9 protein-coding genes are annotated in these 11,476 nt (G+C 61.6%); 3 read left to right on the plus strand and 6 right to left on the minus strand.

Features of this window, described 5'->3' with window-relative positions; translation table 11 throughout:
* Positions 1-44: 44 nt before the first annotated feature.
* Positions 45-1,505 (minus strand): D-alanyl-D-alanine carboxypeptidase/D-alanyl-D-alanine endopeptidase, encoded by a 1,461-nt coding sequence (dacB, locus tag ACSSVH_RS07505; RefSeq protein WP_029298225.1) that lies wholly within the window; start codon positions 1,503-1,505, stop codon positions 45-47.
* Positions 1,506-1,742: 237 nt separating this feature from the next.
* Between dacB and ACSSVH_RS07510 the strand changes: the two genes are divergently transcribed.
* Positions 1,743-2,087: a YggL family protein gene (locus tag ACSSVH_RS07510; RefSeq protein WP_492634295.1), complete on the plus strand. Its 345-nt coding sequence runs from the start codon at positions 1,743-1,745 to the stop codon at positions 2,085-2,087.
* A gap of 53 nt (positions 2,088-2,140) precedes the next feature.
* Here the strand turns inward: ACSSVH_RS07510 and ACSSVH_RS07515 are convergent, their stop codons facing one another.
* A complete protein-coding gene (locus tag ACSSVH_RS07515; protein ID WP_169954228.1) occupies positions 2,141-3,331 on the minus strand; it encodes a benzoate/H(+) symporter BenE family transporter in 1,191 nt (396 codons plus the stop codon).
* Positions 3,332-3,551: 220 nt separating this feature from the next.
* Between ACSSVH_RS07515 and ACSSVH_RS07520 the strand changes: the two genes are divergently transcribed.
* Entirely contained in the window at positions 3,552-4,316 is a 765-nt protein-coding gene (locus ACSSVH_RS07520) for a GntR family transcriptional regulator (RefSeq protein WP_057439513.1), read from the plus strand.
* 122 nt (positions 4,317-4,438) lie between these two features.
* On the opposite strand, the gene guaD is transcribed toward ACSSVH_RS07520, so the two are convergent.
* The 4 genes from guaD to xdhA all read right to left on the minus strand — a co-directional run bounded on the left by guaD (position 4,439) and on the right by xdhA (position 10,549).
* On the minus strand, positions 4,439-5,743 hold the full coding sequence (guaD, locus tag ACSSVH_RS07525; protein ID WP_169954227.1) for a guanine deaminase: 1,305 nt from the start codon (positions 5,741-5,743) through the stop codon (positions 4,439-4,441).
* Between the two features lie 7 nt (positions 5,744-5,750).
* Positions 5,751-6,593, minus strand: coding sequence for a xanthine dehydrogenase accessory protein XdhC (gene xdhC / locus ACSSVH_RS07530; RefSeq protein WP_169954226.1), 843 nt, complete (start codon positions 6,591-6,593; stop codon positions 5,751-5,753).
* A gap of 115 nt (positions 6,594-6,708) precedes the next feature.
* Entirely contained in the window at positions 6,709-9,108 is a 2,400-nt protein-coding gene (xdhB, locus tag ACSSVH_RS07535; protein ID WP_492634296.1) for a xanthine dehydrogenase molybdopterin binding subunit, read from the minus strand.
* Complete coding sequence (xdhA, locus tag ACSSVH_RS07540; protein ID WP_492634297.1) at positions 9,101-10,549, minus strand: xanthine dehydrogenase small subunit; 1,449 nt, start codon at positions 10,547-10,549, stop codon at positions 9,101-9,103. Before xdhA ends, xdhB begins: the two co-directional genes overlap by 8 nt.
* Before the next feature lie 267 nt (positions 10,550-10,816).
* Between xdhA and ACSSVH_RS07545 the strand changes: the two genes are divergently transcribed.
* The gene (locus ACSSVH_RS07545) at positions 10,817-11,476 is read left to right on the plus strand and encodes a GntR family transcriptional regulator (RefSeq protein WP_169954223.1); all 660 of its coding nucleotides are present in this window, start codon (positions 10,817-10,819) and stop codon (positions 11,474-11,476) included.

Here is an 11,476-nt window from a genome sequence, read left to right on the forward strand (position 1 = left end):
CCACAGCTATCGCGGGCAAGCCCGCTCCCACATTGAGTCCCCATCTATAGACCTGGTGCCGCTGCTGCCAGCTTCGGCTGGCGATACAGGTCCAGCAGCACTTGGTCGAGCACCGATGAAGCACCCCAAGGCTTCGGATCGTTGAGAATCGCCACCACCGCCCAAGTATTGCCATTGTTATCACGGCTGAAGCCGGCAATGGCGCGCACGGTGTTCAGGGTGCCGGTCTTGACGTGGGCTTCGCCACGCAGGGCCGTGGTCTTCAAGCGCTTGCGCATGGTGCCGTCACTGCCGGCAATCGGCATCGAGCTGATGAACTCTGCCGCGTACGGGCTTCTCCAGGCAGCCTGCAACATGGTTGCCATTTCCCGGGCACTGACCCGTTCGGCACGGGACAGGCCGGAGCCGTTTTCCATCACCAGGTGCGGCGCGGTGATGCCTTTTTTCGCCAGCCACTGGCGCACCACACGCTGCGCAGCCTTGGCGTCGTCGCCATCGGCATCGTTGCGGTATTGCGCGCCGAGGCTGAGGAACAGTTGCTGGGCCATGGTGTTGTTACTGTATTTATTGATGTCGCGGATGATCTCGGCCAGGTCCGGGGAGAACGCCCGGGCCAGGACCTTGGCGGTTTTCGGCACTGGGGCCAGCACGTCGCGGCCCTGGATCGTGCCGCCGAGTTCTTTCCAGATCGCGCGCACGGCACCAGCGGTGTAGGTGGCATGGTCGAGCAGCGACAGATATGTCTGCGAGCTGCAGCCATCGCCCAACTGGCCGCTGACGGTCACGGTGACACTGCCATCGGCGGCTGTGACCGGGTTGTAGCGCACGTCACCGGTGCACTGCTTGGCGTTGGTGGCCTTGACCTGATTGTCGATCTGGATGCTGGCAATCGGTGGTTCCACCGACACCAACACCCGTCCTGAATCGTTGCGGGTCACGAAACGCAGGGCCTTGAGGTTGACCAGCAGGGCGTCCGGCTTGACCAGGAACGGTTTGTTGGCATCGTTGCCGTCGTCGTTGAATTCCGGCAATTGCGGCTGGATAAAGAAGCCACGGTCCAGCACCAGGTCACCGGTGACTTGCTGTACGCCATTGGCACGCAGGTCGCGCATCAGCAGCCAGAGTTTTTCCATGTTCAGCTTGGGGTCGCCGCCGCCCTTGAGGTACAGGTTGCCCCGCAGGACGCCGCCGCTGAGGGTGCCGTCGGTGTAGAACTCGGTTTTCCATTGATGATTGGGGCCGAGCATTTCCAGGGCAGCGTAGGTGGTGACCAGCTTCATGGTCGACGCCGGGTTGACCGAGACGTCAGCGTTGAACACCGTGGCAGTGCCGGGGCCATTGAGCGGAATCATCACCAGGGACAGTGCATTGTTCTGCAGCTTGGCTTTCTGCAGGGCTTCCTGGACTTTAGGTGGCAAGGTGGTATTGATCGGGGCGGCGGTGACAGAGAGGGCCAGGGGCAAAAGGAAACTGGCGAGTAACAATGGACGCAAGGATTTGATCATAAGAAGTAAGACCCTACTGCATAGGAGGGTGAATATAGCGGGGGCTATGTAAGAAAATCCCCCAGTGGTCATGAAAGTGTCGGCATTATGCCCCAAGGTGGAGCTACTTGTGCCTCAACGATAGCTGCAAATCACGGTTTTTTTTCGCGCTATCGTGCCACCCGTCTTGGATTGCCGGGCAATCAGCGCCTTAAACTGGTAGAGTGCCGGCCGTTAATACTTAAGAGGATTGTTCCAATGGCGACTAACCGTTCCCGGCGTCTGCGCAAAAAACTGTGCGTTGATGAATTTCAAGAGCTGGGTTTCGAACTGAACCTGGATTTCAAAGAAGGTTTGGACGACAAAGCGGTTGACGCTTTCCTCGACGCCTTCCTGACCGAAGCGATGGATGGCAATGGCCTGGACTACGTGGGCGGCGACGACTTCGGTCTGGTCTGCAAAGCCACCCGTGGTTCGGTTACCCCTGAGCAGCGTGCAGCTGTCGAAGCGTGGCTCAAGGCTCGCCCAGAGCTGACCCGCGTTGAAGTCAGCGAACTGCTGGACGCCTGGCACCCAGAAAAGCCGATCAACCCGGCTGTCTGATGTCATGAAAAAGCGACCCTCCCGGGTCGCTTTTTCGTTTCAGGGTATTAAAGTCAGGCTTTGCGCCAGTTCAGAATCACCAGCGTCAACACCCCCGCCACAATCCCCCAGAATGCCGAACCGATGGAAAACAGCGTCAGCCCCGATGCCGTGACCATAAAGGTAATCAGCGCGGCTTCCCGCTCCTTGGGCTCATTCATGGCGATGCTCAGGCCATTGATGATCGAGCCAAACAACGCCAATGCCGCGATCGACAGCACCAGCTCCTTGGGCAATGCGGCGAACAAGGCCGCCAAGGTTGCGCCAAATACCCCGGCGATACCGTAGAAAATCCCGCACCACACCGCGGCGGTGTAGCGCTTGTTGCGATCTTCATGGGCGTGAGGCCCGGTGCAGATGGCCGCACTGATGGCTGCCAGGTTGATGCCGTGGGAGCCGAACGGTGCCAGCACCAGCGAGGCCAGGCCGGTGGCGGTGATCAGTGGCGAGGCCGGTACATCGTAGCCATCGGCGCGCAACACCGCGACCCCCGGCATGTTCTGCGAAGTCATCGCCACCACGAACAGCGGAATACCGATGCTGATGGTCGCCGCCAGGGAGAAGTGCGGCGTGGTCCACACCGGCGTCGCCACTTCCAGGCTGAACCCGCTGAAATCCAGGAGCCCCATCAGCCCGGACAAGGCGGTGCCGATCAGCAGCGCCGCCAGCACCGCATACCGGGGCGACAGGCGCTTGATGATCAGGTAGGTAAAGAACATGCCCAGTACCAGGGCGGTGCGGTGCTGCGCGGCGACGAAAATCTCGCTGCCGATCTTGAACAGAATCCCGGCCAGCAGCGCGGCGGCCAGCGAGGCGGGGATCTTCCTCACCAGTTTCTCAAAGCTGCCGGTGAGGCCGCAGATCGTCACCAGCACCGCGCAGGTGATGTAGGCGCCAATGGCCTCGCCATAGCTGACCCCGCCCAGGCTGGTAATCAGCAGCGCCGCACCGGGGGTCGACCAGGCAATGGTGATGGGCGTGCGGTAGCGCAGGGACAGGCCGATGCTGCAAACCGCCATGCCGATGGAGATCGCCCAGATCCACGAGGAGATTTGCCCGGTGGTCAGGCCGGCAGCCTGGCCGGCCTGGAACATCAGCACCAGCGAACTGGTGTAGCCGGTCATCATGGCGATGAAGCCGGCGACAATGGCCGAGGGCGAAGTGTCGGCCAGTGGGCGCAGGGGCGCCTGGGTCGCGTCGGTCATGGGGCGGTGTTCCTTGTACCTGGGAAATCGTGGAATCAAGCCTAAACTCAAACGTAACTGACTGTTGCAATACAGCCGGCCGCGCAAACAGCCGTACAGTGTGTTGGCGCAACGGGTTGTGTACAATGTGCGCTGTTTTTACGCGATACTTGCCAGCGACCCGCTATACCCTTATTACAGTCAACGTCAATTCGCCGCCGTTCTCCCGACCCGAGTGCCCATGAACGAACAGTTGCAGCCCCTCAAGAAACAGCCGCGAGCCGGTAAGGCCGGTCGCAGTGGAACCCAGGACGATATCGTCTACGCGCATATCTTTGAGGCCATCCTCGAACAACGCCTGGCGCCCGGTACCAAATTGAGTGAAGAAGCACTGGGCGAGATCTTTGGCGTCAGCCGCACCATCATCCGCCGCGCCTTGTCGCGCCTGGCCCATGAAGGCGTGGTGTTGTTGCGCCCCAATCGGGGTGCGGTCGTGGCCAGCCCAAGTGTCGAAGAAGCCCGCCAGGTATTCCTCGCCCGGCGCCTGGTCGAGCGGGCTATCACCGAACTGGCGGTGCAGCATGCCTCCACCGAAGAGTTGGCCGAGTTGCGGCAGATGGTCAATGACGAGCGCGACAGCTTCTCCCGTGGCGATCGTGGCGCGGGTATCCGGCTCTCTGGCGAGTTCCACCTCAAGCTGGCCGAGGCGGCAAAAAATGCCCCGCTGATCAGCTTCCAACGCAGCCTGGTGTCCCAGACTTCGCTGATCATCGCCCAGTATGAAAGCGGCAACCGCTCACACTGTTCCTACGACGAGCACACCCAGTTGATCGATGCTATCGAAGCTAGGGATGTGGGGTTGGCGGTGAACCTGATGATGCACCACATGGATCACATCGACAGCAAGCTCAACCTCGATGAGGAAAGCGCGTCGGATGATTTGCATGCGGTGTTCTCGCATTTGCTGCAGACCAAGAAGCCGGGCCGCTCCTCGATCAAGCTGTAAACCCGATCAAACTGTGTAGGCGCTGGCTTGCCAGCGATGCAGGCACCGCGGTGTATCTGTTCACCGCGGTGATGCTATCGCTGGCAAGCCAGCTCCTACAGGGTTTTGTGGTGTTCTTTGGGTCAGCGTTGGTGTACCAGATTGCCCGCCGCATACGTCTGCATCACCGCCCGATCATCCCCCAGTGTCATCAATACAAACAACGTCTCGGCAATGTTCTTGGCCTGCTTCAGGCGATAGCTGAGCAGTGGCGTGGCGTTGTAGTCCAGGACCAGGAAATCGGCATCGGTGCCCGGCTGCAAGGTGCCGATCTTGTCTTCCAGGCGCAGCGCTTTGGCACCGCCCAGGGTCGCCAGGTACAGCGATTTGAACGGACTCAACCGCGCGCCCTGCAATTGCATGACCTTGTAGGCCTCGTTCAGGGTCTGCAGCAGCGAGAAACTGGTGCCACCCCCCACGTCCGTGCCCAGGCCCACATTGAGCTGGTGCTTCTCGGCCATCGGCAGGTTGAACAGGCCGCTGCCGAGGAAAAAGTTCGACGTCGGGCAGAACGCCACTGCTGAACCCGCTTGCGCCAGTCGCGCGCATTCGTCGTCGCACAGGTGCACGCCATGGGCGAATACCGAACGTTCCCCCAGCAGCTTGTAGTGGTCGTACACGTCCAGGTAGCCGCTGCGCTCTGGGAACAACTCCTTGACCCATTGCACTTCCTGCAGGTTTTCACTGATGTGCGTCTGCATGTACAGGTCCGGGTATTCCCCCAGCAATTGCCCGGCGAGGGTCAACTGTTCCGGTGTGCTGGTAGGCGCGAAGCGCGGGGTCACGGCGTAGTGCAAACGGCCCTTGCCGTGCCAGCGCTCGATCAGCGCCTTGCTCTCCTGGTAGCCGGACTCGGCGGTGTCGGTCAGGTAGTCCGGCGCATTGCGGTCCATCATCACCTTGCCGGCGATCATGCGCAGGTCGAGTTTCTCGGCGGCTTCAAAGAATGAGTTGACCGATTGCGGGTGCACGCTGCCGAACACCAGGGCGGTGGTGGTGCCGTTGCGCAGCAGTTCCTTGATAAAGATATCCGCCACTTCTTCGGCGTGGGCCTTGTCGGCGAACTGGCTTTCGCAAGGGAAGGTATAGGTGTTGAGCCAATCCAGCAGTTGTTCGCCGTAGGCCCCGACCATGCCGGTTTGCGGCAGGTGGATATGGGTGTCGATCAGGCCGGGGGTGATCAGCGCGTCCTGGTAATGGGTGATTTCGATATCGGCCGCCAGCGTCGGCAGCAAGTCGCTGGCATGCCCCAGGGCGCTGATCTGGCCGTTGTCGATCACCAGCAGGCCGTCTTCGAAATACTCGTAGGAGGCGTCGATCCCAACCACGGCAGGGTCGGCGAGGCTGTGCAGGATGGCGGCGCGGTAGGCTTTGCGAGTCAAAGGCATGGTCGTCTCAATTGATAGCTTGGCTGCGGCGCGAGGCCGGCAGCAGTTTGGCAATGGGTTCGGCACTCGCGGTGTGCTGGCCGAAGTTGGCGTTATAGGTGGCGATGATCTCGCCGGCGATGGAAATGGCGATTTCCACCGGCAATTTGCCCTTCACCTCGGTGAGGCCCATGGGGCAGCGCATGCGTTGTAACTGCGCGGCCTCGAAGCCGCGTTCACGCAGGCGGTGTTCAAACTTGACGCGTTTGGTCTGCGAGCCGATCAGGCCGAAGTAGGCAAAGTCATTGCGCTTGAGCAGGGCGGCGGTGAGTTCCAGGTCCAGCGCGTGATTGTGGGTCATGACGATGCAGTAACTGCCCGCCGGCAGGTCGGCAATTTCATCGACCGGCTCTTCGCTGACGATTTTACGCACGCCCTGGGGGATATGCTCCGGGAATTCCTGTTCCCGCGAGTCGATCCAGCGCACCCGGCACGGCAGGCTGGCCAGCAGTGGCACCAGCGCGCGGCCGACATGGCCGGCGCCGAATACGGCAATCTGCGCCTGCACCTGGCCCATGGGCTCAAACAGCAGCACGGTCACGCCGCCGCAGCACTGGCCGAGGCTGGCCCCCAGGCTGAAGCGCTCCAGATGGGTGTTGTGCTGACCGCTGGCGAGCATCTCGCGGGCGATCTGCATCGCTTTGTATTCCAGGTGGCCGCCGCCGATGGTGTCGAAGGTCCGGGCGGCACTGATCACCATCTTGGAACCGGCGTTGCGCGGCGTGGAGCCGAGTTCTTCGATGATGGTCACCAGCACGCAGGGTTCACCCTGGTGTTGCAGGTCGGCGAGGGCGCTGATCCAGTTGTTCATGTCTACCTCAACATTTCTGTTGTCAGTTCGGCCGTCTTCGCGGGCAAGCCCGCTCCCACAAGGGAATGCAATCCAAATGTGGGAGCGGGCTCGCCCGCGATGGCAGCACCTGGGTCTAGAGCGAAGCCATCTCGGTCTCTGCCTCACCCACCGTCGCCGCCTGCAACTGGCGCATCTGCTCACACCCCCACAACACCCGCTCCGGGGTCGCCGGTGCATCGATCTTGGGTTGATGGCGATAGTCACCCAGGCTCGCCACCGCATCCTTGATCGCGCACCACGAGGCAATTCCGAGCATGAATGGCGGCTCACCCACGGCCTTGGAGTGGAACACCGTGTCTTCCGGGTTCTTGCGGTTTTCTACCAGATTGACCCGCAAATCCAGGGGCATGTCTGCTACCGCCGGGATCTTGTAGCTGGCCGGGCCATTGGTCATCAATTTGCCCTTGTTGTTCCACACCAGCTCTTCCATGGTCAGCCAGCCCATGCCCTGGATAAAACCGCCTTCCACCTGGCCGATATCGATGGCCGGGTTCAGCGAGGCGCCCACATCGTGGAGGATGTCGGTGCGCAGCATTTTGTACTCGCCGGTCAGGGTGTCGACGATCACTTCGCAGCAGGCCGCACCGAAGGCGAAGTAGTAGAACGGCCGACCCCGCGCCTGGCTGCGGTCGTAGAAGATTTTCGGGGTCTTGTAGAACCCGGTACTGGACAGCGACACCTGGGCGAAATACGCCTGCTGGATCAGCTCCTCGAACGTCAGGATCAGCTCACGCACCCGCACATGGCCGTTGTGGAACTCAACATCGGCCTCGCTGACGTCGTATTTGCGCGCGGCAAATTCCACCAGGCGCTGCTTGATGGTCTCGGCGGCATTCTGCGCGGCCTTGCCGTTGAGGTCGGCACCGCTGGAGGCGGCGGTCGGCGAGGTGTTGGGCACTTTGTCGGTGTTGGTCGCGGTGATCTGCACCCGGTCGATTTCCACCTGGAAAATCTCGGCCACCACTTGCGCGACTTTGATGTTCAGGCCCTGGCCCATCTCGGTGCCGCCGTGGTTCAGGTGGATGCTGCCGTCGGTGTAGATATGGATCAAGGCGCCGGCCTGGTTGAGGAAGCTGGCGGTAAACGAAATACCGAACTTGACCGGGGTCAGCGCCAGGCCTTTTTTCAGGATCGGGCTGTGGGCGTTGTACAGGCGGATCGCTTCGCGGCGCTCGGCGTATTGGCTGCTGGCCTCAAGCTCGGCGGTCATCTCTTCGAGCATGTTGTGCTCGACAGTCTGGTAGTAGTGGGTGACGTTGCGCTCGGTCTTGCCATAGTAATTGGCCTTGCGCACCGCCAGCGGGTCCAGCGCCAGGTGGCGGGCGATGGCGTCCATCACTTCCTCGATGGCGACCATGCCTTGCGGGCCGCCGAAGCCACGGTAGGCGGTGTTGGAGGCGGTGTTGGTCTTGCAGCGATGGCCGTTGACGGTGGCGTCGCCCAGGTAATAGGAGTTGTCGGAGTGGAACATCGCGCGGTCGACAATCGAGTTAGACAGGTCTGGCGAGCAGCCGCAGTTACCCGCCAGGTCCAGATTGATCCCGTGCAGGCGGCCGTTGTCGTCAAAGCCCACGTCGTATTCGATATAGAACGGGTGGCGCTTGCCGGTCATCAGCATGTCTTCGACCCGTGGCAGGCGCATTTTGGTCGGCTGGCCGGTCAGGCGCGCGACCACTGCACACAGGCATGCCGGGCTGGCCGCCTGGGTTTCCTTGCCACCAAAACCACCGCCCATGCGGCGCATATCCACGACGATTTTGTTCATCGACACGTCCAGCACTTCGGCCACCAGTTTCTGCACTTCGGTGGGGTTCTGGGTGGAGCAGTAGACGATCATGCCGCCGTCTTCGGTGGGCATCACCGAGGAAATCTGGGTCTCCAGGTAGAAGTGTTCCTGGCCGCCGATATGCAGGGTCCCCTGGATACGATGTTTCGCGCTCGCCAGGGCGCCCGCCGAATCCCCGCGCTGGTGGGTGTGGCTGTCCAGCACGAAATGTTTGTTGCGAAAGGCCTCGACCACATCCAGCACCGGCTCCAGGTCTTCGTATTCGATCACCGCCGCCATGGCGGCCTTGCGTGCGGTCTCCAGGTCGCGGGCGGCGACGGCCAGCACCACCTGGCCGACGAACTGCACGGTGTCGATGGCCAGCAACGGGTCGCCGGGCATCAGCGGGCCGATGTCTTTGAGGCCCGGTACGTCTTCGTGGGTGATGACGATGCGCACCCCCTCGAAGGCGTAGCAGGGCGCGGTGTCGATGCTGAGGATCCGGGCATGGGCGCGGTCGGACATGCGCGCATACAGGTGCAACTGGTTGGGGAATTCCAGGCGGTCATCGATGTACTGCGCTTCGCCCGACACGTGCTTGGCGGCGCTGTCATGCTTGACGCTGCGCCCGACCCCGGACGTCAGGTCCTGGGCAAACAGCGCGGCCATTTCGGCTTGGGTTTTTACCACGGCGTGATGGTTAGACATAAGCGGTCACCCGAGTCTCGATGTGCGGCGTTTGCAGTTCGATGAAGTATTTGCGCAGCAGGTTCTGGGCGCTGAGCAGGCGGTATTCCTTGCTCGCGCGAAAGTCCGACAGCGGGGTGAAATCCTCGGCCAGGGCCGCGCAGGCTTTCTCCACGGTGGCACTGTTCCAGGTGGCGCCGATCAGCACCGTCTCGCAGTGTTGCGCGCGTTTGGGCGTGGCGGCCATGCCGCCGAAGGCCACGCGGGCATCGCTGATCACCCCGTTGTCGATTTTCAGGTTGAACGCCGCGCACACCGCCGAGATGTCATCGTCCAGGCGCTTGGAAACCTTGTAGGCACGAAATAGCGCGTGGCCCTTGGGTACGATGATTTTTTCGATGAACTCGCTGTCCTGGCGGGCAGTGACGCGGTAGTCGATAAAGTAGTCTTCCAGGGCCAGGGTGCGGCGCACGCTGCCCTTGCACAGCACGATCTGCGCGCCGAGGGCGATCAGCAGCGGCGGCGAATCACCGATGGGCGAGGCGTTGCCGATATTGCCGCCGAGGGTGCCCTGGTTGCGGATTTGCAGGGAGGCGAAGCGGTGCAGCAGGTGGCCGAAGTCCGGGTATTCATGGTGCAGCGCGCTGTAGCAGTCGGAGAGGGCGGTGGCGGCGCCGATTTCCAGGCGGTCGTCAAAGGTCTCGATGCGCTTCATGGCCTCGATGTTGCCCACATAGATCATCACTGGCAGCGTGCGGTGGAACTGGGTCACTTCCAGCGCCAGGTCGGTGCCGCCGGCCAGCAGCCGGGCCTGTGGGTAGGCGTCGTAGAGGTCGGCCAGGTCGGCGACGGTCAGGGGCACCAGGCAGCGTTTGTCGCCGCTGTTCAGTTCACCGGTTTGCGTCGGGGCGATGGCCTTGAGGCGGGCGATGGTCTGCGCCTGGCGACTATCGAACTGGTCTTGGGGCTTGTTGCAACAGGCCTGTTCGGCGGCGGCCAGGATCGGCCGGTAGCCGGTGCAGCGGCACAGGTTGCCGGCCAGGGCTTCGTGGGCCTTGGCGCTGTCCGGGGCGTCGCTGTTTTTTTGCAGGGCGAACAGTGACATCACAAAGCCCGGCGTACAGAAACCGCACTGCGAGCCATGGCACTCGACCATCGCCTGTTGCACGCTGTGCAGTTGGCCCTGGTGCTTGAGGTCTTCGACGCTGATCAGTTGCTTGCCGTGCAGGGACGAGACAAACGTCAGGCACGAATTGAGGCTGCGATAGCGAATCTGCTCGGCACCTTGCTCGTCGGTATGCAACTCGCCGACCACCACGGTGCAGGCACCACAGTCGCCGCTGGCGCAGCCTTCCTTGGTTCCGGATTTGCCCAGGTGCTCACGCAGGTAGTTGAGCACAGTCAGGTTCGGGTCCAGGGCGTGCTCGCTACGGAGCTCCTGGTTTAGTAAAAACTGGATCACGGAAGGCCTCGCAGACTCATTATTGTTGTTAACCGCTTTGCGCCGAATCTAGTCATGTCTGACTTTTCGGTCAACGATTTTCTGACCAGAAGGTCAAGAAAATGCGATTGCAACACCTTTGATTATGGTTCAGATCCCTGTAACCGCCGTTTTCAGGGGCGCCTGGGCTTTATCGTCTGCTTATTTCATGCCAAATTCGGCGTTGCTGGCCCAGTGATTGCGCTACACTGCCGCCCTTGTACCGATAGACGATTTTGAAGGGAAAACATGACGTTCAAGGCGCCGGATAGTCTCGCCGAGCAAATCGCTCACCACCTCGCCGAACGCATCATTCGCGGCGATCTCAAGCCTGGGGAGCGGATCCAGGAACAGAAAGTCACGCTGGCACTCAATGTCAGCCGTGGCTCCGTGCGCGAAGCCTTGCTGATCCTCGAGCGGCGGCACCTGATCGCCATCCTGCCGCGCCGTGGCGCCCACGTCACCGAGCTCACCGCACACAAGGTGCAGAGCCTGTGCACGCTGATGAGCGAGCTGTACATCCTGCTGGGCAACGCGGTTGCCGAAGGCTGGCAGACCCAGGTCGACATGGCGCCGTTCGTGCAGATCCAGCAACGACTGGTGAGCAATTTCGAACGCCAGGACATCCGCGCCTTTGTCGAGGAATGCTTCAATGTCATGCGCGCCGCATACCCCTTTGCCAACAACCCGTACCTGCAGGAAACCGTCGAGAACCTGCAGCCGGCGATGAATCGCGCCTATTACCTGGCCCTGGATCAACGCAAGGCGTCCATGAGCGAGTACCTGGTGCTGTTCGAGCAACTGCTCGCTGCCGTATTGGCCCGTGACTTGCCGCAGATTCGCCAAGTGTTGTCGGCCTATGGCCAGCGCAGTTGCACCCTGGTTATCGCAGCCCTGGCGGACGCCTAA

Source organism: Pseudomonas sp. HC1(2025) (genome assembly GCF_058742075.1).

Coding starts and splice junctions, on each gene's coding strand:
- xdhC (WP_169954226.1), bottom strand. CDS start 6,593: ATGAACAACTGGATCAGCGCCCTCGCCGACCTGCAACACCAGGGTGAA.
- guaD (WP_169954227.1), bottom strand. CDS start 5,743: ATGCCTTTGACTCGCAAAGCCTACCGCGCCGCCATCCTGCACAGCCTC.
- ACSSVH_RS07515 (WP_169954228.1), bottom strand. CDS start 3,331: ATGACCGACGCGACCCAGGCGCCCCTGCGCCCACTGGCCGACACTTCG.
- ACSSVH_RS07520 (WP_057439513.1), top strand. CDS start 3,552: ATGAACGAACAGTTGCAGCCCCTCAAGAAACAGCCGCGAGCCGGTAAG.
- ACSSVH_RS07545 (WP_169954223.1), top strand. CDS start 10,817: ATGACGTTCAAGGCGCCGGATAGTCTCGCCGAGCAAATCGCTCACCAC.
- dacB (WP_029298225.1), bottom strand. CDS start 1,505: ATGATCAAATCCTTGCGTCCATTGTTACTCGCCAGTTTCCTTTTGCCC.
- xdhB (WP_492634296.1), bottom strand. CDS start 9,108: ATGTCTAACCATCACGCCGTGGTAAAAACCCAAGCCGAAATGGCCGCG.
- ACSSVH_RS07510 (WP_492634295.1), top strand. CDS start 1,743: ATGGCGACTAACCGTTCCCGGCGTCTGCGCAAAAAACTGTGCGTTGAT.